Origin of the sequence: Piscinibacter lacus (assembly GCF_016735685.1) — a bacterium.
Classification (GTDB): domain Bacteria; phylum Pseudomonadota; class Gammaproteobacteria; order Burkholderiales; family Burkholderiaceae_C; genus Aquariibacter; species Aquariibacter lacus.
In genome coordinates, this window is sequence record NZ_JAERRA010000002.1 from 579,439 (window position 1) to 602,877 (window position 23,439).

Consider the following 23,439-nt stretch of genomic DNA (forward strand, 5'->3'; position numbering starts at 1 on the left):
CCCCGGCCGCGCTCAGGAGTTTTCGAGGACGATGCCCTCGATCTGCTTGGCCACGTCCCGGCACAGGTCGGTGATGGTTTCGAGCATCTCGTAGACGGCCTTCATCTTGATCAGCTCGCGCACGTCCTGCTCTTCGCGGAACAGTCGGCTCATGGCGGTGCGCATGACGCGATCGGCCTCGGCTTCGAGCTGGTCGATTTCCTTGCAGGTCTTGCGGGCCGCCTCCACCGCGGTGGGCTGGCTCAGCTTGGGCAGCAGGCTCACGGCATGCTGCACGCGCTCGCAGCAGCGGGCCGAGAGCTGGCCGAGCTGCAGGGCCTCGCCGTTGATGCGGCGCACGTCGTAGAGGCTCATGGTCTCGGCGACGTCCTGCATCAGGTCCAGGATGTCGTCGAGGGCATTGATCAGGCGGTGGATCTGGTCGCGATCCAGCGGCGTGACGAAGGTGGTGTGCAGCAGGCGGATGACCTCGGCGGTCACGCGGTCGGCGTCCTGCTCGGCCTCGTCGACCAGGGCCGCCTGATGTTCGCGCTCGGTCAGGTTGCCATAGCCTTCGAGCATGCGCTGGAAGGCGCGCGCACCCGCCACGACATGGCCGCCCTGCTCGTTGAAGAGCTCGAAGAAATTCCCCTCGCGGGGCAGCAGCTTGCCGAAGACCATGGACGCCGTTCGATCGGGAGAGGGACACGCAAAAACGCCCCGTCAGGCGGGGCGCACGCATTGTCACATTACTGTCATGAAGACAGCCTGACAGGCGTTCAGGGCGATCGGAAGATGAAGTACACCGCGCCGACCATGCACAGGCCGGCCCAGAGGTAGTCGAGCTTCAGCGGCTCGCGCAAGTAAAAGACGGCGAAGGGCACGAAGACCGACAGGGTGATCACCTCCTGCATGATCTTGAGCTGGCCGACGCTGAACTGCGTGGCGCCGATGCGGTTGGCCGGCACCATCAGCAGGTACTCGAAGAAGGCGATGCCCCAGCTCACCCCCACGGCCACGATCCAGGGCTTGCCGCCCAGGGTCTTGAGGTGGCCGTACCAGGCGAAGGTCATGAAGACATTGCTCAGCAGCAGCAGGCCGACGGTCTGCCAGGCCACCGGGAGCTGCTGCAGCGAGGCGAGCATGGGGCGCGTCTCCGTCGGGGTCAGGCCAGACGGGCGTGCTGGCCGCGCAGGCGGTCCAGGGTCTCGACGAAGCCGGCCAGGCGGGCGCGTTCCTGCTCGACCACGGCCGCGGGTGCGCGGGCCACGAAGCTCTCGTTGCCCAGCTTGGCCTCGGCCTTGACGATCTCGCCTTCGAGCCGGGCGATCTCCTTGGCCAGGCGGGCGCGTTCGGCCTCGACATCCACCTCGACATGCAGCGCGAAGCGCAGGCCGCCGCCCGGCTCCACGCCGACCGGCGCGGTGGCGGTGGCCGCCTCGAAGGCGGCCGGCTCGGCGATGCACTGCAGCGCCGACAGCTTGGCCAGGGCCTTGAGCAGCGGGCCGGCGGCTTCGGCAAAAGCCAGCGCAGCGGCCTCGCCATGCACCAGCAGGGGCACGCGTTCGGCCGGCGACAAGTTCATCTCGCTGCGCAACTGGCGAGCCGCGCCGACCAGGCCCTTGAGCCGGGCGACCCAGGCATCGGCCGCGGCATCGACCTTCTCCAACTGGGCCTTGGGATAGGCCGCGGTCACCAGGCTGGCGTCGGAGCCCGCCACCTTGCGGCCGGCCACCGGGGCCACGGCCTCCCAGAGCTCGGCAGTGATGAAGGGCGTGATCGGGTGCAGCAGGCGCAGCACCGTCTCCAGCACGCGGATCAGGGTGCGACGGGTGGCGCGCTGTTGCGCCGGATCACCGACCTGGATCTGCACCTTGGCAATCTCCAGGTACCAGTCACAGTACTCGTCCCAGACGAAGCCATAGAGCGACTGCGCGACGGTGTCGAGCCGGTAGTCGGCAAAACCCTGGGCCACCGCGGCCTCGCAGCGCTGCAGCTCGCCGACGATCCAGCGGTCGGCGGCGGAAAAGTCGAGGTAGCCGCCGGGCACGCATTCGCTGGCGCCATGCTCGGCCAGGCCGCAGTCCTGGCCCTCGCAATTCATCAGCACGAAGCGGCTGGCATTCCAGAGCTTGTTGCAGAAGTTGCGGTAGCCCTCGCAGCGCTTGCTGTCGAAATTGACCGAGCGGCCCAGCGTGGCCATGGCCGCGAAGGTTAAGCGCAGCGCATCGGCGCCGTAGGCCGGGATGCCCTCGGGGAATTCCTTCTCGGTGGCCTTGCGCACCTTGGGTGCGGTCTCGGGCTTGCGCAGGCCCTGAGTGCGCTTGTCCAGCAACGGGGCCAGGGCGATGCCGCCGATCAGGTCCACCGGGTCCAGCACATTGCCCTCGGACTTGCTCATCTTCTTGCCCTGCGCATCGAGCACCAGGCCGTGGATGTAGACGTGCTTGAAGGGCACTTTGCCCTCGGGGCAGTCGGGCGTCCGGGTGAAGTGCTTGGTCATCATGATCATCCGGGCGACCCAGAAGAAGATGATGTCGTAGCCGGTCACCAGCACGCTGCTGGGCAGGAAGAGGTCCTGCTCGATCGTCTTGCCCGGCCAGCCCAGGGTGCTGAAAGGCACCAGGGCGGAGGAGAACCAGGTGTCGAGCACGTCCTCGTCACGCGTCAGCGGGCCGGTGCAGCCGGCGGCCTCGGCCTGGGCGCGGGCCTCGGCCTCGCTGCGGGCGACGAAAAGCTCACCGCCTGAGCCATACCAAGCCGGGATCTGGTGGCCCCACCAGAGCTGGCGGCTGATGCACCAGTCCTGGATGTTCTTCATCCACTGGTCGTAGGTGTTGACCCAGTTCTCCGGCACGAAGCGCACCTCGCCCGAGTCCACGGCGTCGATCGCGCCCTGGGCGATGCTCTTGCCCGTGTCGGGGGCGGGCTTCGTCATTGCGACGAACCACTGGTCGGTCAGCATGGGCTCGATGACCTGGCCGGTGCGGGCGCAGCGCGGCACCATCAGCTTGTGCTTCTTGGTCTCGACAAGCAGGCCTTCGGCATCGAGCTGGGCAACGATCTGCTTGCGTGCGGCGAAGCGGTCCAGGCCGTGGAAGGCCGCCGGCACGGCTGCACCTTCGGCATCGGTCACCCGGGCTTCCAGGTCGAAGATCGTCAGCATGGGCAGGCCATGCCGCAGGCCGACCTGGTAGTCGTTCGGGTCATGCGCGGGCGTGACCTTGACGACGCCGGTGCCGAAGTCCTTGTCCACATAGGCGTCGGCGATCACCGGCACGAGGCGGCCGGTGATCGGCAGGCGCACCTGCTGGCCGATCAGGTGGGCGTAGCGCGGGTCCTCGGGATGCACCATCGCGGCGGTGTCGCCCAGCATCGTCTCCGGCCGCGTGGTGGCGACCACCAGCGATTCCGTGCGGCCTTCGACCGGGTAGCGGATGTGCCAGAGGAAGCCGTCTTCCTCCTCGCTCTCGACCTCCAGGTCGGAGACGGCGGACTTCAGCACCGGGTCCCAGCTCACCAGGCGCTTGCCGCGGTAGATCAGGCCTTGCTCATGCAGGCGCACGAAGGCCTCGGTGACGGCCTCGGCGCGGGCCGCGTCCATGGTGAAGTACTCGCGCGACCAGTCCACGCTGGCGCCCATGCGGCGCATCTGCTGGGTGATGGTGGCGCCGCTCTGCGCCTTCCAGTCCCAGACCTTCTCCAGGAAACCGGCGCGGCCCAGATCGTGGCGGCTCACGCCCTGAGCCTGCAACTGCCGCTCCACCACGATCTGCGTGGCAATGCCCGCATGGTCGGTGCCCGGCAGCCACAGGGTGTTGTGGCCGGCCATGCGGTGGAAGCGCGTGAGCGCATCCATGATGGTCTGGTTGAAGGCATGGCCCATGTGCAGCGTGCCGGTCACATTGGGCGGCGGCAACTGGATGCTGAAGCTGGGCCTGGCCGGGTCCAGGGTCGGCGTGTAGAGCTGCTGCTGCTCCCAGCGCGGGCCCCAGCGCTGCTCGATCGGGGCGGGTTCGAAGGACTTGGCAAGCTCGGTCATGGGCGGGACGAAGGTCGCGGGGACCCTCGGGGCTCTCGGAAGATGAGGGGGCCGGCCGGAGCGCGGGCCCCGCGCGGGGGCCGGCGGCATCCGGCAGGCAAGCGGCGGATTTTAGGTGGCGGGGTTGCTCGCCCCGGCAGGGCGGCGGGGCCTTCCTAGAATCCCGCGATGCCCCCCTTCGAACACGATGCCGCCCCGCTGCCGCTGCTGCGCGGCCTGAACCCCGAGCAGCTCGCCGCGGTCACCCAGCCGGCCGAGCCGGCGCTGATCCTGGCGGGCGCCGGCTCGGGCAAGACGCGGGTGCTGACCACCCGCATCGCCTGGCTGATCCAGATCGGCCAGGTCTCGGCCGGCGGCATCCTGGCGGTGACCTTCACCAACAAGGCCGCCAAGGAGATGCTGACCCGCCTGGGCACGCTGCTGCCGATCAATCTGCGCGGCATGTGGGTGGGCACCTTCCACGGCCTGTCCAACCGCTTCCTGCGGGCGCACTGGAAGCTGGCCGGCCTGCCGCAGGCCTTCCAAATCCTGGACGCGACCGACTCGGTCTCGGCCGTCAAGCGGGTGGTCAAGGCCCTGGGCATTCCGGAGGAGCGCTGCCCGCCCAAGCCCGCGTCCTGGGCGATCGCCAATGCAAAGGAAGCCGGTCTGCGGCCCGGGCAACTGCCGATCCACGACGAGCTGAGCCGCTGGCATGCCGAGATCTACGCAGCCTACGAGGACCAGTGCGCGCGCGAGGGCGTGGTCGACTTTGCCGAGCTGCTGCTGCGCACGGTCGAGCTGCTGGAGCGCGAGCCGGCCCTGCGCACGCATTACCAGCAGCGCTTCCGGCATGTGCTGGTCGACGAGTTCCAGGACACGAACACCCTGCAGTACCGCTGGCTGCAGTGCTTTGCGCCGCCGCCCGCGCGCGGTGAGACGCCGAGCCAGGGCGTGTTCGCCGTGGGCGACGACGACCAGAGCATCTACGCCTTCCGCGGCGCGCAGGTGGCCAACATGGCCGACTTCGAGCAGCTCTACCGCGTGCGCCAGGTGGTCAAGCTGGAGCGCAACTACCGCTCGCACGGCAACATCCTCGACGCGGCCAACCACCTGATCGCGAACAACAGCCGGCGCCTGGGCAAGAACCTGCGCACCGAGGCCGGTGCCGGCGAGCCGGTGCGGGTGCAGGAATCGGCGACCGACTTCGCCGAGGCGCAGTGGCTGGTCGACGAAGCCCGGCAACTCCACCGCGAAGGCAGCCCGCGCAAGGAGATCGCCGTGCTCTACCGCAGCAATGCGCAGAGCCGGGTGGTCGAGAGCGCGCTCTTCAATGCCGGCGTGCCCTACAAGGTCTACGGCGGCCTGCGCTTCTTCGAGCGGGCCGAGGTCAAGCATGCCCTGGCCTATCTGCGGCTGATCGAGAACCCGGACGACGACACCAGCTTCCTGCGCGTCGTCAATTTCCCGGCGCGCGGCATCGGCGCGCGCACGCTGGAGCAGCTGGTCGACGCGGCCCGCGCCAGCGGCCGCAGCCTGCACCAGGCCATCGACGCGGTGCCGGGCAAGGGCGGGGCCTCGCTGGGCGCCTTCCGCAAGCTCGTCGAGGGCCTGCGCGAAGCCACGGCCGGCCTGACGCTGCGCGAGATCATCGAGCACGTGATCGAGGCCACCGGCCTGGCCGACCACTACCGCGCCGAGAAGGAGGGCGAGGAGCGCCTGGAGAACCTGGGCGAACTGGTCAATGCGGCCGAGGCCTTCGTAACCCAGGAGGGCTTCGGCAAGGACGCCATCGCCCTGCCGGTCGACGAGCTGGGCCCGGCCGCCGCCGGCAGCGCGCCCATCGCACCGGGCACGCTGGCGGCGCCGCGCTCGGCGGACGAGCCACTCGCGGTGGCGCCCGCCGCCCCCGGCCCGCTGACGCCGGATGCCGAGACGGGCGAGATCATCTCGCCGCTGGCCGCCTTCCTCAGCCATGCCTCGCTGGAGGCCGGCGACAACCAGGCCCAGGCCGGCGAGGACGCGATCCAGCTCATGACCGTGCATGCGGCCAAGGGCCTGGAGTTCGACCAGGTCTTCATCACCGGCCTGGAAGAAGGCCTGTTCCCGCATGAGAACGCGATGAGCGACAGCGACGGCCTGGAAGAAGAGCGCCGGCTGATGTATGTGGCCATCACCCGCGCACGCAAGCGGCTCTACCTGAGCTTCAGCCAGAGCCGCATGCTGCACGGCCAGGTGCGCTACCACGTGAAAAGCCGCTTCCTCGACGAGCTGCCCGAGGGCGCGCTGAAGTGGCTGAGCCCGCGCCAGGCCGGCTTCGGCCACGGCAGCCCCTACGGCAGCGGCGGCGCCGGCCACTGGCGCGGCGACAGCGGCCGCAGCAGCAACGAGGGCTGGCGACGCGAGCGCGAGCCCGGCTCGCCGTGGGCGGAGGCCCCGGCCACGCCGCCCTCCTGGCTGGGCGCCGCCCAGGCCCAGGCGGCTGCCGTCTCGACCGGCGCGCCGACCCTTCGACCCGGCCAGGGTGTCTTCCACACCAAGTTCGGCGAAGGCGTGCTGCTGACCTTGGAAGGCAGCGGCGCCGACGCCCGCGCCCAGGTGCGCTTCGGCCGCCACGGCATCAAGTGGCTGGCCCTGAGCGTGGCCAAGCTGACGCCGGTGGACTGAGAAAGCGCCGGCCCCCCCAATGAAACAAGGGGCCGCACCCCGAAGGATGCGGCCCCTTGTTGCAGCGCAGGCCGCAAGGGCCTGCCACCGCTCGGGCGTCGATCAGCCGCCGATGACGCCGCCGTCGCTGCGGCGCACCACCACGGTGGCCGCGCGCGGGCGAACCGGCGTGGCACCGGCCGTCTGCGAAGCCGGCCAGCTCGACAGCATGGTCGGGTTGGCGGCGATCTGCGCGTCGGTCTGGTCAGCCGAAATGCGCGGATGGCGACCGCTGCCCGAACCCACTTCACCCGGGTGCTGGATGTTGACGAACATGGTCTTGCGGTCCGGCGTCCAGGTGATGCCGGTCACCTCGCAGCCCGAGGGGCCGACGAGGAAGCGGCGGATTTCCTTGGTCGCGGGATCGGCCACCAGCATCTGGTTGTTGCCCATGTTCGCGAAGTCGCCGGCATTGCTGTAGTTGCCGTCGGTCTGGATCCACATGCGGCCGAAGCTGTCGAAAGCCAGGCCGTCCGGGCTGTTGAACAGGTTGTCGGCCGTCACATTGGCCGAGGGCGCGCGGGCGCCGGTGACCGAGGGCTGGCCGGCCAGCACGAAGATGTCCCAGTTGAAGCTGAGCGCGCTGGCATTGCCGCCGGCCTCGTTCCAGCGAACGATGTGGCCCCAGACGTTGTTGGAACGCGGGTTGGCCTCGTCAACTGGCGGGCGGGCCGAGCCGGCGGCGGTGCTGCCGTCGGGATTGTTCGAGGTGGTACCGCCACGACGGTTGTTGTTGGTCAGGGTCACGAAGACCTCGCCCGGCACCTTGGGGTTGGCGGCCACCCACTCCGGGCGGTCCATCATGGTGGCGCCGACGAAGTCCGAGGCTTGGCGCGAGCGGATCATCACATCGCCCTGGTTGGCGAAGCCATTGGCGGTGGTCAGGCCGTTCTCGCCGAAGACCAGCGGCACCCAGGTGCCGGTGCCCATGTTGTCGTTGAGCGTGCTGCCGGCGGCGAACTTGGCGACGTAGAGCGTGCCACTTTCCAGCAGGCGGCGGTTGGCGGCGCTGGTCGGGTTGGCGGCGTCGAAGGTGCCGGTCGAGACGAACTTGTAGAGGTACTCGTTGCGCTCGTCGCAGCCCATGTAGACGACGACCTTGCCGTCGGAGGCCACCACCAGTTCGGCGTTCTCGTGCTTGAAGCGGCCCAGGGCGGTGCGCTTGATGGGCTTGCTCGAGGGCGAGAAGGGATCGATCTCGACGATCCAGCCGAAGCGGTTCGGCTCGTTCTCGTTGGCATTCAGGTCGAAACGCGGGTCGACGGTGTGCCAGCGGTAGCCGAAGCCGGCGGCGGTCAGGCCGTAGCGGTTTTCCAGCGCGCTCGGCGTGCGGGGGCCGTTCCAGCCGAAGTAGCCGTTGAAGTTCTCTTCGCAGGTCAGGTAGGTGCCCCAGGGCGTGCGGCCGTTGCCGCAGTTGTTGAGCATGCCCAGGACTTCGATGCCGCCCGGATCGGCCTCGGTCTTCATCAGGTCGTTGCCGCGCGCCGGGCCCTGGATCGTCATCGGCGTGTTGCCGTGGATGCGACGGTTGTAGGGCGAGTTGAGCACCTGCTCCCAGGCGCCGCCGCTGTTGCGGCGGACGTGGACGATCGAGCCGCCGTGGCCGGCCTGGCCCTTGCGAGCCTTCTCCAGCGTGAAGTTCGTGGTCCAGTCGGTTTCGCCGGCGGCCACCGCGTAGAAATACTCGGGGTTGATGTACTCGTGGTTGAAGACCAGCAGGCCCTCGTCGCTGCGGTTGCCGAAGCCGTTGCCGGCGGCATTGAAGCCGAAGAAGGCCATGCCGTCGTGGTTGTCGCCGATCTGCTGTTCCTGCTCGGCGGCGGTGTTGCTGGCGTCGGCCTTGAAGGCCGGGGCCAGGGCGTCGATCGGCGCACCCCAGGGGGCGATGACCTGGGCGGTGTAGCCGGCCGGCACGACGACAGTGTCGCCGCTCGCGGCAGCCACGGCCGTGAAGCCCAGCATGCGCTCGGCGGCTTCGCCGTCGCTGCCGCCGCCGCAAGCGGCCAGGCTGAACGAGAAGAAGGGCAGCGTCGCGGCGCCCAGGCCGCCCAGCATCAGGCGGCGGCGTTGCGGGTTGACGGCGATGGCGCGATCGACGATGTCGGTCAGCGAGTCGTGGCGGGACGGGTTCGAGCGATCGTCGTCGCGGATGTGTTCGGACATGCGGAAACTCCTGGCGGTACGGCTGGGGAAATGGCGCCAGTGTTGAAGTCGGGCGTGTCGGGGCCGTGTCACGTCGGTGACCGGCGCATGACAGCGCCGGCCGGCGGCTCAGCGCGCGCGCAGCGCCCGGCTGAGCAGCAGCACCGGCAGCAGGCCGACGGCGACGATGGCCAGCGAGGGCAGCGCCGCCTCGGCCAGGCGCTCGTCGCGTGCCAGGTTGTAGGCCACGACGGCCAGGGTGTCGCTGTCGAAGGGCCGCAGCACCAGGGTGGCCGGCAGCTCCTTCATCACGTCGACGAAGACCAGCAGCGCCGCCACGCCGGCCGAGCGCGCAAGCAAGGGCAGGTGCACGCCCAGGAAAAGCCGGGCCGGGCCGGCGCCGAGCATGCGCGCGCTGTCGTCCTGGCTGGCCGGGATGCGGGCATAGCCGGCCTCGACCGATTGCAGCGCCACCGCGGTGAAGCGCACCAGGTAGGCATAGACCAGGCCGGTGACCGTGCCGGTGAAGATCGTCGTCAGCGCGGCCGACAGGCCGCTGCCCGGGGCCAGGGCTTGCAGCGCGGCCAGGGGCAGCAGCAGGCCGACGGCGATCACGGCGCCCGGCACCGCATAGCCCAGCGCCACCAGGCGGATCAGCGGCGGGCCGAGCCGCGCGCCCCAGTCCGGCGCCCCGGCCCGCCGGCCCAGGCCGCGCAGCACCGCCGCCAGCAGCAGGGCCAGCAGCACGGCCAGCACGGCCGCGGTGCTGGCCAGGCTCAGGCTGTTGCGGGCCCAGGCGCCGAAGCGGTCCCAGGGCAGGCCGCCCAGGCCCTCGGGCCCGCCGTGCATCGACTCGCGCACGATCTGGAACAGCAGCACCGCCACCGGCAGCAGGAAGCCCAGCAGCACCGGCAGCGCGCACAGGCCCCAGGCCAGCAGGGCGCGTCGGCCCTGCAGGCGCACCGGCCGGGCCTCCTGCGCGGCGGCGGCGCCGCGGCGGCTGCCGGCAAAGCGCAGCCGGGCCTGGGCGCGACGCTCCAGCGCGAGCAGCAAGGCCACGACGGCCAGCAGCACGGTGGCGAGCTGGGCGGCGGCGATGCGGTCGTCGGCCACCAGCCAGGCCTTGTAGATGCCCGTGGTGAAGGTGCTCAGGCCGAAATAGCTGCCGACGCCGTAGTCGGCCAGCGTCTCCATCAGCGCCAGCGCGACACCGGCCGCCAGGGCCGGACGGGCCAGCGGCAGGGCCACCGCGGTGATGCGCCGGCCCAGCCCGGCGCCCAGCAGGCGGGCGGCCTCCATCAGGTGCACGCCGCGCTCCAGCAGCGCACTGCGCGTCAGCAAGTAGACATAGGGGTAGAGCGCCAGCGTGAACAGCACGATGGCGCCCGGCAGGCTGCGCACATCGGGCCACAGCGGGCCTTGCAGGCCGGTCAGGGCCCGCAGCGCCGTTTGCAGGGGGCCGCTGAACTGCAGGAAATCGGTGGCCGCATACGCCAGCACATAGGCCGGCATGGCCAGGGGCAGCAGCAGCGCCCATTCGAAGACGCGCCGACCGGGAAAATCAAAGAGCGTGACCGCCGCTGCCGTCGCCCCGCCGAGCAGGGCGGTGCCCAGTGCAACGCCAGCCGCAAGCAGCAGGGATTGCAGGGCATAGGCCGGCATCACCGTCTGGAACTGGTGCAGCAGCAGGGCCCAGCTTCCTGCCTGCGGATGGGCCCAGGCGCCCAGCACCCCGAACAGGGGCAGGGCCAGCAGGGCGCAAAGAAACAGGCTCAGGCCACGCATGGGCAGGGTGCAGCCAGGGCGGCCGGCAGATCAACAAGAATGCGAACGAATGTCATTCGGGGTCCGGTCGCTATCATAGGCGGATGAACGGACCGGCCCTGCCCCGCAGTCTCCTGAAGCCCGAGGCGGGCACCTCCCCGCCGCGCGTGCTGGCGCTCGCGGTCGAGGACCTCAGCCTGCGCTACGGGGGCCCCGCGCAGCCGCCGGCGGTCGATGCGGTTCGTTTCGAGCTGGCGGCCGGCGAGATCGGCGTGCTGATCGGCCCCTCGGGCTGCGGCAAGACCTCGCTGCTGCGGGCGATCGCCGGCCTGGAGCCGCTCGCCGCCGGCCGCATCGTGCTCGACGGCCGGGTGATCGCCGAAGCGGCCAGCCGCACCCAGTTGCCGCCCGAGCAGCGCCGCATCGGCATGGTCTTCCAGGACTACGCGCTCTTCCCGCACCTGACGGTGGCGCAGAACATCGCCTTCGGCCTGCACGGCCGGCCGCGCGCGTCACAGAAGGCCCGGGTGGCCGAGCTGCTCGACCTGGTCGGCCTCGGCCATGCGGCCGAGCGCGCGCCGCACGAACTCTCCGGCGGCCAGCAGCAGCGCATCGCCCTGGCCCGGGCGCTGGCGCCGCAGCCGGCGCTGCTGCTGCTCGACGAGCCCTTCTCCAGCCTGGACGTGGACCTGCGCGAGCGCCTGGCCCAGGAGCTGCGCGGCATCCTCAAGCAGACCGGCACCACCGCGCTCTTCGTCACCCACGACCAGCTCGAAGCCTTTGCCCTGGGCGACGTCATCGGCGTGATGCACCAAGGCCGCCTGGCGCAGTGGGACAGCGCCTACCGGCTCTACCACCGGCCCGCGACCCGCTTTGTCGCCGACTTCATCGGCCACGGCGTCTTCACCCCGGCCCGCAGCGAGGGCGGCCCCGGCCAGTGGGAGGTGCACACCCCCCTGGGCGTGCTGCGCGACGCGGCGATCGAAGGCGTCTGCGCCGGCGACTGCGAGGTGCTGCTGCGTGCCGACGACATCGTCCACGACGATGCCAGCCCGGTGAAGGCCTGCATCGAGCGCAAGGCCTTCCGCGGCTCGGAGTTCCTCTACACCCTGCGCCTGGCCAGCGGCGAGCAGGTGCTGGCCCATGTGCCCAGCCACCACGACCACCACCTCGGCGAATGGATCGGCATCCGCGCCGAGGTCGACCATGTGGTGACCTTCCCGCGCGAAGCCTGAGGCGCCGCCCCCGGGGAACCTCGGGGGCCTGCGGGCGGACAAAGCACGGGCTCAGGGTCCTTTCAGCCGGTCGGGCTCTGGACCGGGTCCTATACTGGATTGCAGAGATTTCGAGGAGCGTTGGCTCATGGGTGCGACTTTGAAGATGGCGGGTTTCGTGGCGGTGGGTGCCCTCGCGGGCGCGCTGACGACCATGCAGTTCCAAGTGGCCGCCCGCGGCCAGCTTTCCCCGCTGCCGCTCGAGGAGCTTCAGCAGCTCGCCTCGGTCTTCAGTCTGGTGAAGTCGGACTATGTCGAGCCGGTCGACGAGAAGAAGCTGATCACCGATGCCATCAGCGGCATGGTGTCGGGCCTCGACCCGCACTCGGTCTTCTTCGACAAGAAGAGCTTCAAGGAATTCCGCGAGGGCACGACCGGCAAGTTCGTCGGTGTGGGCATCGAGATCGGCATGGAGGACGGCGTGGTCAAGGTCGTCACGCCGATCGAGGGCTCGCCGGCCTTCCGCGCCGGCCTCAAGAGCGGCGACCTGATCACCAAGATCGACGAGACCGCGGTCAAGGGCCTGAGCCTGGACCAGGCGGTCAAGAAGATGCGTGGCGAGCCCAACACCAAGGTCGTGCTCACCATCTTCCGCAAGACCGAGAGCAAGACCTTCCCGGTGACCATCGTCCGCGAGGAGATCCGCACGCAGAGCGTGCGCGCCAAGATGGTCGAGCCGGGCTATGCCTGGGTCCGCGTCAGCCAGTTCCAGGACCGCACGGTCGAGGACTTCGCCAGCAAGGTGGCCGAGCTGTACAAGCAGGATCCGGCCATCAAGGGCTTCGTGCTGGACCTGCGCAACGACCCGGGCGGCCTGCTGGAGGGGGCGGTGGCCATCTCCGCCGCCTTCCTGCCCCGGGACGTGACCGTCGTGTCCACGAACGGCCAGATCGCCGATTCCAAGGCCACCTACAAGGCCACCCCGGGCGACTATTCCCGCCGCGGCGACGACCCGCTGAAGAAACTGCCCGCCGCCCTGAAGAGCGTGCCCCTGGTGGTGCTGGTCAACGAAGGCTCGGCCTCGGCCAGCGAGATCGTGGCCGGCGCGCTGCAAGACCACAAGCGCGGCACCATCATGGGCAGCCAGACCTTCGGCAAGGGCTCGGTGCAGACGGTGCGCCAGATCACGCAGGACACCGCGCTCAAGATCACCACCGCCCGCTACTACACGCCCAGCGGCCGCTCCATCCAGGCCAAGGGCATCGTGCCGGATGTCTGGCTCGACGAGACCGCCGAGGGCAATGTCTTCAGCCTGCTGCGCACCCGCGAAGCCGACCTGGAAAAGCACATCACCAGCGGCCAGGGCGAGGAAGCCAAGGATGCCGAGCGCGAGAAGGCCCGCGAAGCCGCGCTCAAGAAGCTGGAGGAAGCCGCCAAGTCCAAGGAAGGCCCCAAGCCCCTGCCCGAATTCGGCACGGCCGAGGACTTCCCGCTGCAGCAGGCGCTCAACCGCCTGAAGGGCAAGCCGGTGGTGGTTTCCAAGACCCAGACCGAGCGCAAGGCCGAGGAGCCCAAGCTCAACTGAGGCCGGCGGTCCGCGCGACCGCCGCACACCCCCTGCAAGGACCGCCAAGGCGGTCCTTGTCGTTTCCGGCCCGGGCGGGCCGGCCCAGGCGATGAACGACGAACAACTGCTGCGCTACAGCCGCCACATCCTGCTGGAGGAACTGGGCATCGAAGGCCAGGAACGGCTGCTGGCCGCCCATGCCCTGGTCATCGGCGCCGGCGGCCTGGGCTCGCCGGTGCTGCTCTATCTGGCCAGCGCGGGCGTGGGCCGCATCACCGTGGTCGACCCCGATGTAGTCGACCTGACCAACTTGCAGCGCCAGATCGCGCATGACCTGAGCCGCATCGGCCAGGCCAAGGCCCGCTCGGCGGCGCAGTCGATGGCGGCGATCAACCCCGGGATCCAGATCGAGGCCCGCGTCGAGCGGGCCGGCCCCGAGGCGCTGGATCGCCTGGTGGCCGCCGCCGACGTGGTGCTGGATTGCAGCGACAACTTCGAGACCCGCCATGCCGTCAACCGCGCCTGCGTGGCGCGGCGCAAGCCGCTGGTCTCGGGCGCGGCCATCCGCTTCGACGGCCAGATCAGCGTCTTCGACAGCCGCGGCCACGAGGGCGACCCGGCCGCGCCGGCCGACGCGCCCTGCTACGCCTGCCTCTTCCCGCCCGAGGCGCCGGCCGACGAGGTGCGCTGCGCCACCATGGGCGTGTTCGCGCCCCTGGTCGGCATCGTCGGCGCGATGCAGGCGGCCGAGGCGATCAAGCTGCTGGCCGGCAGCGGGCGCTCGCTGGCCGGCCGCTTGCAGATGCTCGACGGCCGCTGCATGGAATGGACCGAGATCGGCCTGAAGCGCCGGCCCGGCTGCAGCGTCTGCGACCCGGCGGTGCCGGGCTCGGCCGCAAGCGGCCGTTAAGCTGGCGCGCATGAACGAAACCCGTCCCACGGCCCCCCGCCCGCCCCTGGCCGGCCGCAACTTTCCCAGCGCCCAGCAAGAAGCCACCCTGGCCCCGGCCCGCCCCGAGCAGGCGCCTTCCGGCAGCAGCTACGAGCTGGCCTTCACCGACCGCGACTTCCTGCTGCGCGAAGAGCTGCGCCCGGTGCGCATGCAACTGGAGCTGCTCAAGCCCGAACTGATCCAGCAGGAACACGGCATCGAGGCCACCGTCGTCATCTTCGGCAGCGCCCGCATCGCCGAGCCCGCCGTGGCACGCCAGCGCCTGGACGAGGCCGAAGCCGCCCTGGCCGGCGCAAGCGACCGGGCCGCGGCCGAGGCTGCGCTGCGGCGCGCCCGCCAGGGCCTGGCCATGTCGGCCTACTACGAGGAAGCGCGGCGCTTCGCCGTGCTGGCCACCACCGCCTCGCGCGGCCTGGCCCAGCCCATCGTCGTCACGACCGGCGGCGGGCCCGGCATCATGGAAGCCGGCAACCGCGGCGCGGCCGAGGCCGGCGGGCCGAGCATCGGCCTGTCCATCGTGCTGCCGCACGAGGAGGCGCCCAACCCTTACATTACCCCGGCGCTGAACTTCCGCTTCCACTATTTCGCGCTGCGGAAGATGCATTTCCTGATGCGCAGCATCGCCCTGGTCTGCCTGCCCGGCGGCTTCGGCACGCTCGACGAGCTGTTCGAGGTGCTGACCCTGCAACAGACCGGCAAGGTGCGGCGCCGGCCCATCCTGCTGGTGGGCCGCAGCTTCTGGCAGCGGCTGATCGACTTCGACTGGCTGGTCGAGACCGGCATGATCGGCGCCCAGGACCTGGCGCTGTTCCATTTCGTCGAGACGGCCGAGGAGGCCTGGGCGCACATCGCCGCCCACTACGGCCTCGATGGCGCCGACGGGCAGGTGCCCGCGCCCTTCCCGCTGGCGCGCTGAAGCCGCAGCGGGGCCGTGCCGAGGCCCACCGCCCCACCCGCCCCCACCGCTGGACCGGACCGGAAACGGCCGCGGTCCGGGCCATGCATTGGGCGTCGCTTGCATCAGGGTCTTCACCCTGCACTTCCAGACCCGCTTGCAGGTCCTTGTTTCTGGATGATATTTTCGAACGACGCACTCACTAAATGTCGCCCATAAGTGCTTGATTTCATTGAAGAAATCACGTGACGGCAGCTTGACCGGGGTCGGAGGCGTCGATAAAGTGCAGAAAAATGCACTTTAGTGGGATGTCGTGTTGCAGCATTACTTTCAGGGGACTTCGGCGCTCGCGCTGGACGGGAAGGGACGGATGACCGTCCCCACCCGCCACCGCGAGATGCTGGACGCGCTCTCGAAAGGCGAGCTGACCCTGACCCGGCATCCCACCGGCTGCCTGCGCATGTATCCGCGGCCGATCTGGGAGACCTTCCGCGAGAAGCTGATCGCCCTGCCGATGAGCGCCGACGGCTGGAAGCGCATCTTTCTCGGCAGCGCGATGGACGTCAGCATCGACGGCGCCGGCCGTGTGCTCATCTCGCCCGAGCTGCGCAGCGCCAGCGGCCTGGTGCGCGATGTGCTGCTGATGGGTCTGGGCAGCTACTTCGAGCTGTGGGATCCGATCCGCTACGCAGCCCAGGACGCCGAGGTGGTCGCGCAGCCCATGCCCGACGCCCTGGCCAACGCGGTCCTTTGAGGCGGGCATGGTCAAGCGTCCCCCCCGGCCCGCGACCGAGCCGGTCGCCCTCAGTCATGGTGACGGCTCGCCCGCGCATGCCACGGTGCTGCTCGACGAATCGGTCGAGGCCCTGCTGCATCGGCCCGACGGCCTCTATGTCGACGGCACCTATGGCCGCGGCGGCCACAGCCGCGCGATCCTGGCCCGCCTGGGCCCGGCCGGCCGCCTGATCGCGATCGACCGCGACCCGGACGCCGTGGCCGACGCCCGGCAGGGCCCGCGCCGCATCGAGGACCCGCGCTTCAGCATCGTCCATGCGCCCTTCAGCGAGCTGGCGGCAGTGCTGGAAGGCTGCGGCCAGCCGCAGATCGACGGCCTGCTGCTCGACCTGGGCGTCAGCAGCCCGCAGATCGACACCCCCGAGCGCGGTTTCAGCTTCCGTTTCGACGGCCCGCTGGACATGCGCATGGATCCGACGCGCGGCGAGAGTGCCGCCGATTTCCTGGCCCGCGCCGAGCTGCGCGAAATCACCGAGGTGATCCGTGACTACGGCGAAGAACGGTTTGCTGGCCCGATTGCAAGGGCGCTTGTCGCTTGCCGCGAACGCGGCGAGCCGCTGCAACGCACCCGCCAGCTCGCCACGGTCGTGGCAAGTGCGGTCCGGACCCGCGAGCCCTGCCAGGATCCGGCGACTCGCACCTTTCAAGCCCTTCGGATTCGCGTCAATGCCGAGCTGGACGAGCTCCGCGAAGCGCTGGCCGCAGCCCTCGACCGGCTGCGTCCCGGGGGCCGCCTGGCGGTGATCAGCTTCCACTCGCTGGAAGACCGCATCGTCAAGACCTTCATCGCGGGCGAAAGCCGCGCGGTGGTCGACCGCCGCTCGCCCGCCTACTGGGCCGGCGCGCAGGGCCCGGCGCTCAAGCTGCGCGCGCTGGCCCGCATCAAGCCCGGCACCGAGGAGCTGCTGCGCAATCCGCGCGCGCGCTCGGCGGTGCTGCGGGTGGCCGAGCGCCTCGGCCAGGAGCAGCCGGCATGAGCAAGCGCCTGAGCGTGCTCCTGGTGCTGGCCCTGCTGGCCAGCAGCCTGTGGCTGGTGCAGGTCAGCTACCGCAGCCGCATGCTCAACCACGCCATCTTCCAGGCCGAGCAGCAGGCCCTGCGCCTGGATGCCGAGCGCGAGCTGCTGGAGGCCGAGCGCCGCGCCCAGGCCACGCCGATGCGCGTGCAGCAGCTCGCCCGCGAGAAGCTGTCCATGCAGCCGGCCAGCCCCAGCCACACGCTCTACATCGAGCTGCCGGCCGGCATCGAGCGCTGGCCGGCCAGCCAGGGCCCGCAGCTTGGCGAACGGCTGGCGGCCGAGCGCAGCGCCCTGGTCGCTTCCGGCACCGGCAGCCCGGAGGCCGCGCGATGAGCCGCACCGAGCGCAACAGCCCGCGCGGCAGCGCCGCCGCGCCCTGGCGTCAGACGGCCGCCGCGCATGTGCGCAGCGTGCGTTATTCGAACAGCCCGCTGCTGGCCTCGCGCACGCCACCCTGGCGCGCGAAGTTCGTGGTGCTGCTGATCGGCCTGGGCTTCCTTGGCCTGATCGGCCGCGCGGCCTGGATCCAGCTCATCCACAACGATTTCTATCAGCAGAAGGGCGAGCGCAACTACGCCCGCCAGCTTGAACTGCCCTCGCGGCGCGGACGCATCCTCGACCGCAACGGCCTGCTGCTGGCAACCAGCGTGGCCGCGCCCACCGTCTGGGCCATTCCCAAGGCCATGGGCCGCAGCGCCGCCGACCGCGCCGCGCGCCGGCCGCTGGCCAAACTGCTCGGCTACAAGCCCGAGGAGCTGGAAAAGCGCCTGGCCGCCAACGACAAGTTCGTCTACCTGCGCCGCCGCGTCAGCGAGGACACCGCCGCCGCGGTCAAGGCCCTCAAGCTGCCCGGCGTGCACCTGATGACGGAGGACAAGCGCCTCTACCCCGAGGCCGAGGCCGCCGCCCATGTGGTGGGCTTCACCGATGCCGAGGACCGCGGCTTCGAGGGCGTGGAAAAGACCTTCGACGCCAGCCTGTCCGGCCAGGACGGCAGCCGCCGCGTGATCCGCAACCGGCTCGGCGAGGTGGTCGAGGCGGTCGGCGAGACCCTGCCGGCGGTCGACGGCCGCGACCTGCTGCTCTCGGTCGACAGCAAGATCCAGTTCTTCGCCTACCAGCGCCTGAGCCAGGCCGTGGCCCAGCACGGCGCCAAGGGCGGCAGCGTGGTCGTGCTGGACGTGCAGACCGGCGAGCTGCTGGCCCTGGCCAATCTGCCGAGCTACCGGCCCGGCGACCGCGCGCGCCTGAAGGGCGAGCAACTGCGCAACCGCGCGCTGACCGACACCTTCGAGCCCGGCTCGACGATGAAGCCCTTCATCGCCGCGCTGGCGCTGGAGCGCCAGCGGCTGCGCGCCGACAGCCCGATCGACACCGCGCCGGGCCGCATCAGCATCACCGGCTCGACGATCAGCGACGCCCATCCCCACGGCATGCTGACCGTGGCCGAGGTGGTGCAGAAGTCCAGCAATGTCGGCACGGTGAAGATCGCGCAGACCCTGGAATCGCGCGAGATGTGGGAGATGTTCAGCGCGATCGGCCTGGGCCAGAAGCCGCGCGTCGAGTTCCCGGCCGCGGCCAGCGGCCGGCTGCGGCCCTACCGGAGCTGGAAGCCGATCGAGAAGGCGACGATGAGCTACGGCTACGGCCTGTCGGCCTCGCTGCTCCAGCTCGCGCGGGCCTACACGGTGTTCGCCCGCGATGGCGAGCTGATCCCCGTCACCCTGCAGCGCCGCAACGGGCCGGTGGCCGGCGAGCGCGTCTTCCGACCCGAGACCGCCCGCGCGGTGCGCGACATGCTGCAGCAGGCCGCCGGCCCCGGCGGCACGGCGCCGCTGGCGCAGACCCTGGCCTACAGCGTCGGCGGCAAGACCGGCACCGCCCATGTGCAGGAGGGCAAGGGCTATGCGGCCAAGCGCTACCGCGCCTGGTTCGTCGGCCTGGCGCCGATCCGCGATCCGCGCATCGTCGTCGCGGTGATGGTCGAGGAGCCGAGCAAGGGCCAGTACTACGGCGGCCAGGTGGCCGCGCCGGTCTTCAGCGATGTGGTGCAGCAGAGCTTGCAGACCCTGGGCGTGACGCCGGACCTGGCCGTCGAGACCCAGCTCATCGCCCGCGGCGCCGGCCAGGGCGCGGTGGAGGAGAGCTTCTGATGTCCGCCCCGCAGACCCTCGGCCCGCTCGACGGCCTGGTGCAGCTCGGCAGCCCGGGCGAGGCCCTGGCCTGGCTGCGCGCCAGCGGCGCGAAGGGCCTGTCCAGCGACAGCCGCCGCCTGGCGGCGGGCGAGGCCTTCGTCGCCTGGCCCGGCCTGGCGCGCGACCCGCGCGCCCATGTGCACGATGCCTTCCTGCACGGCGCGCAGGTTGCCCTGGTCGAGGCCGAAGGCCTGGCCGCCTGGAGCGCCGACTGGCCCCTGCCCATCCGCCAGCGCACCGCTGCCGTGGCCGGCCTCAAGGCGGCCACCGGCCCGCTGGCCGCCGCCTTCTTCGGCCTGCCGGGCATGGCGCTGGAGGTCGTCGCCGTCACCGGCACCAATGGCAAGACCTCGTCAAGCTGGTGGATCGCGCAAGTGCTGTCGGCGCTGGACCGGCCGGCCGGCGTGATCGGCACCCTGGGCCTGGGCCCGGTCGGCGGCGGCGCGGCCCTGCTGGTGCCGACCGGCTTCACCACGCCCGACCCGGTGCAGTTGCAGCGCGCGCTGCGCGGCATGGTCGACGGCGGGCTGAAGGCGGTGGCGATCGAGGCCTCGTCCATCGGCCTGGTCGAGTCGCGGCTCGACGGCCTGCCGATCCGCGTCGCGATCTACACCAACTTCAGCCAGGACCACCTGGACGTCCACGGCAGCCTGGCCGCCTATGCGGCGGCCAAGCGCCGGCTGTTCGACTGGCCCGGCCTGCAGGCTGCGGTGCTGAACATCGACGATGCCGAGGTCGCCGCGCTGGCTGCCGAGCTGGCGGTGCGCGAGGCCGGCGGCGAGGGCCCCATGTGCTGGACCACCTCGGCCCGCGGCCAGGCCGGCGCGCGGCTGCGCGCGGTCGAGCGCCAGACCGGGCCCGAGGGCCTGGCCTTCACCGTGGTCGAGCAAGGCCCGGCCGGCGAAACCCGGCTGCCGCTGGCCACCCGCTTGCTCGGCGACTTCCATGTCGACAACCTGCTGGGCGTGATCGGCGCGCTGCGCGCGCTGGGCCACCCGCTGGAGGCCGTGGTCGAAGCCTGCGCGGCCCTCAGCCCGGTGCCGGGCCGCATGCAGCGCGTGCAGCTCGGCAGCGCGCCGCAGCCGGCGGTGCTGGTCGACTATGCCCACACGCCCGACGCCCTGGCCCAGGCCCTGGCCGCGCTGCGCCCCCTGGCGGCAGCACGCGGCGGCCGGCTGGCCGTGCTCTTCGGCTGCGGCGGCGACCGTGACCGCAGCAAGCGCCCGCACATGGCCGCCGCCGCCGAAGCCGGCGCCGACCGCGTCTGGCTCAGCAGCGACAACCCGCGCAGCGAGGATCCGCAGGCCCTGCTGGCCGAGGTGGCCGCCGGCCTGCAGCGGCCGCAGCAGGCGGTGATCGAGCCCGATCGCCGCGCCGCCATTGCCGCCGCCGTCGCGGCCTGCGCGGCGGCCGATGTGCTGCTGATCGCCGGCAAGGGCCACGAAACCACGCAGGAAATTGCTGGCGTCAAGCACCCCCTGTCCGACGTGGCCGAGGCCGAGGCCGCCTTGCAGGCCTGGCTGAACGGAGCCCGCGCATGAGCCTGCCCGCCCAAGCCACCCCCCCCATGGCCCGGCTGGACCAACTGGCCGCGCTGCTGCCCGGCAGCCGCCTGGTCGGCGAGGGCGCGACCCCGCTGGCCCGCGTGCACAGCGACACCCGCAGCCTGCAGGCCGGCGACTTCTTCCTGGCCCTGCGCGGCGAGCGCTTCGATGCGCACGACTTCCTGCCCGCCGCTCGCGCGGCCGGCGCCGTGGCCGCGCTGGTGGAGGACGCCGGCCCGCTGCTTGCCGCCGGCCTGCCCGGCCTGGTGGTGGCCGACAGCCGCCGCGCGCTGGGCCAGCTCGGCGCGGCCTGGCGCGCGCAGTTCAGCCTGCCGCTGATCGCCGTGACCGGCAGCAACGGCAAGACCACCGTCACCCAAATGCTGGCCGCCATCCTGCGTGCCTGGCAGGGCGAGGCGGCGCTGGCCACCCAGGGCAATTTCAACAACGACATCGGCCTGCCGCTGACCCTGCTGCGGCTGCGGCCGGCGCATCGCGCCGCCGTGGTCGAGCTGGGCATGAACCATCCGGGCGAGATCGCCGAGCTGGCCGCCCTCGCCCGGCCGACCGTGGCCCTGGTCAACAACGCCCAGCGCGAGCACCAGGAATTCATGGCCAGCGTCGAGGCGGTGGCCGAGGAAAACGGCTCGGTCTTCGCCGCCCTGCCGGCGGACGGCACGGCCGTCTACCCGGCCGACGAGCCGCATGCCGCGCGCTGGCAGGCCCTGGCCGCCGGCCGGCCGCAGCTTCGCTTCGCCCTGCCCGGGGACGGCGCCCCCGCGACCGGTGCCGAGGTGCAGGGCCAGGCCCGCTGGACGGGCGAGGGCTGGACGGTCGAGCTGCACACACCGGCCGGGCCGGCCACCCTGCATCTGGCCCTGGCCGGCCGCCACAACGTGCGCAATGCCCTGGCCGCCACCGCCGCGGCGCTGGCCGCCGGCGTGCCGCTGGCCACCGTGGTGGCCGGGCTGGAAGCCTTCCGCCCGGTGGCAGGCCGCTCGGCCCTGGGCACGGCCATGCTGCACGGCCGCCGCATTGCCCTGGTCGACGACAGCTACAACGCCAACCCCGATTCCGTGCGCGCGGCCATCGAGCTGCTGGCCGGCCTGCCCGGCCCGCGCTGGCTGCTGCTCGGCGACATGGGCGAGGTCGGCGACCAGGGGCCCGCCTTCCATGCCGAGGTCGGCGCCCATGCGCGCCAGCAGGGCATCGAGCAGCTCTGGTGCGCCGGCAGCGCCTGCGCCGAGGCGGCCCGTGCCTACGGCCCCGGCGCGCGCGCCTTTGCCGACACCGCCGCCCTGGTCGACGCGCTGGGCGAGGCACCGGCCGCAGCCAGCGTGCTCGTCAAGGGCTCGCGCTTCATGCGCATGGAACGCGCGGTCGCCGCGCTGCGCGCCCGTCCGGAGGCCGGCCATGACTGAGGCCCGCGCCCTTCCCCCCCTGCCCCGGAGCCGCCCATGCTGGTGACCTTCGCCGCCTGGCTGCAGGCATTCGATCCGCAGAGCTTCGGCTTCCTGCGCGTGGTGCAGTACCTGACCTTCCGCGCGGTGATGGCCGCGATGACGGCCCTGCTGATCGGCATGGCCCTGGGGCCCTTCGTCATCCGCCGCCTGACCGCCCTGAAGATCGGCCAGCCAGTGCGCGCCTACGGCATCCAGGAACACCTGGCCAAGACCGGCACCCCCACCATGGGCGGCGTGCTCATCCTGCTGTCCATCGCGGTCAGCACCCTGCTGTGGTTCGACTGGAGCAACCGCTTCGTCTGGATCGTGATGATCGTGACCTTCGGCTTCGGCGCCATCGGCTGGGCCGACGACTGGCGCAAGGTCGTGCACAAGAACCCCGAGGGCATGTCCTCGCGCGAGAAGTACCTCTGGCAGTCGCTGATCGGCGGCGTGGCGGCCTTCTACTTGCTGTTCTCGATCGCCGAGACCTCCAATGCGCGCGTGCTGGAGCTCTTCCTCGAATGGGTGGTCAGCGGCTTCTCCAGCGAGCTGCCCGACAAGACCAACCTGCTGCTGCCCTTCTTCAAGCAGGTCAGCTACCCGCTGGGCGTGGCCGGCTTCATCATCCTGACCTATGTGGTCATCGTCGGCAGCAGCAATGCCGTCAACCTGACCGACGGGCTCGACGGCCTGGCCATCATGCCGGTGGTGATGGTCGGCTCGGCCCTGGGCCTGTTCGCCTACGTGACCGGCAATGCGGTGTTCAGCAACTACCTGCTGCTGCCGCACATCCCGGGGGCCGGCGAGCTGCTGATCTTCTGCGCCGCCATGGCCGGCGCGGGCCTGGCCTTCCTGTGGTTCAACGCCTATCCGGCCCAGGTCTTCATGGGCGATGTCGGCGCGCTGGCCCTGGGCGGCGCGCTCGGCACCATCGCGGTCATCGTGCGGCAGGAAATCGTGCTGGCCATCATGGGCGGCATCTTCGTCGTCGAGGCCCTGTCGGTGATGCTGCAAGTGAGCTGGTTCAAGTGGACCAAGCGCCGCACCGGCACCGGCCAGCGCATCCTGCGCATGGCGCCGCTGCACCACCACTTCGAGAAGGGGGGCTGGAAGGAGACGCAGGTCGTCGTGCGCTTCTGGATCATCACCATGCTGCTCTGCCTGATCGGCCTGAGCAGCCTGAAGCTGCGCTGAGGATCATG

The 23,439-nt window shown here is 71.0% G+C and carries 17 protein-coding genes; 12 read left to right on the forward strand and 5 right to left on the reverse strand.

The window, feature by feature from the left end; translation table 11 throughout:
* Positions 1-12 precede the first annotated feature (12 nt).
* The 3 genes from JI742_RS13065 to JI742_RS13075 all read right to left on the reverse strand — a co-directional run bounded on the left by JI742_RS13065 (position 13) and on the right by JI742_RS13075 (position 4,021).
* Entirely contained in the window at positions 13-660 is a 648-nt protein-coding gene (locus JI742_RS13065; protein ID WP_201827562.1) for a DUF47 domain-containing protein, read from the reverse strand.
* A 98-nt stretch (positions 661-758) separates the two neighbouring features.
* A complete protein-coding gene (locus JI742_RS13070) occupies positions 759-1,124 on the reverse strand; it encodes a DMT family protein (RefSeq protein ID WP_201827564.1) in 366 nt (121 codons plus the stop codon).
* Between the two features lie 20 nt (positions 1,125-1,144).
* A complete protein-coding gene (locus JI742_RS13075; protein WP_201827567.1) occupies positions 1,145-4,021 on the reverse strand; it encodes a valine--tRNA ligase in 2,877 nt (958 codons plus the stop codon).
* A gap of 168 nt (positions 4,022-4,189) precedes the next feature.
* Here JI742_RS13075 and JI742_RS13080 point away from each other — a divergent pair, with 168 nt between their 5' ends.
* Entirely contained in the window at positions 4,190-6,667 is a 2,478-nt protein-coding gene (locus tag JI742_RS13080; RefSeq protein WP_201827569.1) for a UvrD-helicase domain-containing protein, read from the forward strand.
* Positions 6,668-6,769: 102 nt separating this feature from the next.
* Here JI742_RS13080 and JI742_RS13085 read toward each other — a convergent pair whose 3' ends face one another.
* Both JI742_RS13085 and JI742_RS13090 read right to left on the reverse strand, forming a co-directional pair.
* Positions 6,770-8,869: a PhoX family protein gene (locus JI742_RS13085; RefSeq protein WP_201827571.1), complete on the reverse strand. Its 2,100-nt coding sequence runs from the start codon at positions 8,867-8,869 to the stop codon at positions 6,770-6,772.
* A gap of 108 nt (positions 8,870-8,977) precedes the next feature.
* On the reverse strand, positions 8,978-10,633 hold the full coding sequence (locus tag JI742_RS13090) for an ABC transporter permease (protein ID WP_201827573.1): 1,656 nt from the start codon (positions 10,631-10,633) through the stop codon (positions 8,978-8,980).
* A gap of 149 nt (positions 10,634-10,782) precedes the next feature.
* On the opposite strand from JI742_RS13090, the gene JI742_RS13095 reads away from it, so the two are divergent.
* From JI742_RS13095 to mraY, 11 genes are all read left to right on the forward strand, one after another.
* Positions 10,783-11,847 (forward strand): ABC transporter ATP-binding protein, encoded by a 1,065-nt coding sequence (locus JI742_RS13095; protein ID WP_236677088.1) that lies wholly within the window; start codon positions 10,783-10,785, stop codon positions 11,845-11,847.
* A gap of 127 nt (positions 11,848-11,974) precedes the next feature.
* Positions 11,975-13,411 (forward strand): S41 family peptidase, encoded by a 1,437-nt coding sequence (locus JI742_RS13100; protein ID WP_201827577.1) that lies wholly within the window; start codon positions 11,975-11,977, stop codon positions 13,409-13,411.
* A 91-nt stretch (positions 13,412-13,502) separates the two neighbouring features.
* Entirely contained in the window at positions 13,503-14,303 is an 801-nt protein-coding gene (locus JI742_RS13105) for a HesA/MoeB/ThiF family protein (protein WP_201827579.1), read from the forward strand.
* A 10-nt stretch (positions 14,304-14,313) separates the two neighbouring features.
* On the forward strand, positions 14,314-15,261 hold the full coding sequence (locus tag JI742_RS13110) for an LOG family protein (RefSeq protein ID WP_201827581.1): 948 nt from the start codon (positions 14,314-14,316) through the stop codon (positions 15,259-15,261).
* 295 nt (positions 15,262-15,556) lie between these two features.
* Positions 15,557-15,994, forward strand: coding sequence for a division/cell wall cluster transcriptional repressor MraZ (locus JI742_RS13115; protein ID WP_286184270.1), 438 nt, complete (start codon positions 15,557-15,559; stop codon positions 15,992-15,994).
* Positions 15,995-16,001: 7 nt separating this feature from the next.
* Positions 16,002-17,012: a 16S rRNA (cytosine(1402)-N(4))-methyltransferase RsmH gene (gene rsmH / locus JI742_RS13120; RefSeq protein WP_201827585.1), complete on the forward strand. Its 1,011-nt coding sequence runs from the start codon at positions 16,002-16,004 to the stop codon at positions 17,010-17,012.
* Positions 17,009-17,386 carry a cell division protein FtsL gene (ftsL, locus tag JI742_RS13125; RefSeq protein WP_201827586.1) on the forward strand — a complete coding sequence of 126 codons (378 nt, stop codon included), beginning with the start codon at positions 17,009-17,011 and terminating at the stop codon, positions 17,384-17,386. Before rsmH ends, ftsL begins: the two co-directional genes overlap by 4 nt.
* Positions 17,383-19,206 carry a peptidoglycan D,D-transpeptidase FtsI family protein gene (locus JI742_RS13130; RefSeq protein ID WP_201827589.1) on the forward strand — a complete coding sequence of 608 codons (1,824 nt, stop codon included), beginning with the start codon at positions 17,383-17,385 and terminating at the stop codon, positions 19,204-19,206. Before ftsL ends, JI742_RS13130 begins: the two co-directional genes overlap by 4 nt.
* Positions 19,206-20,789, forward strand: coding sequence for a Mur ligase family protein (locus tag JI742_RS13135; RefSeq protein ID WP_201827591.1), 1,584 nt, complete (start codon positions 19,206-19,208; stop codon positions 20,787-20,789). The genes JI742_RS13130 and JI742_RS13135 overlap by 1 nt, the downstream gene beginning before the upstream one ends.
* Complete coding sequence (locus JI742_RS13140) at positions 20,786-22,213, forward strand: UDP-N-acetylmuramoyl-tripeptide--D-alanyl-D-alanine ligase (RefSeq protein ID WP_236677029.1); 1,428 nt, start codon at positions 20,786-20,788, stop codon at positions 22,211-22,213. The genes JI742_RS13135 and JI742_RS13140 overlap by 4 nt, the downstream gene beginning before the upstream one ends.
* Positions 22,214-22,249: 36 nt before the next feature.
* Entirely contained in the window at positions 22,250-23,431 is a 1,182-nt protein-coding gene (gene mraY / locus JI742_RS13145; protein ID WP_201827593.1) for a phospho-N-acetylmuramoyl-pentapeptide-transferase, read from the forward strand.
* The last annotated feature ends 8 nt before the right edge of the window (positions 23,432-23,439 follow it).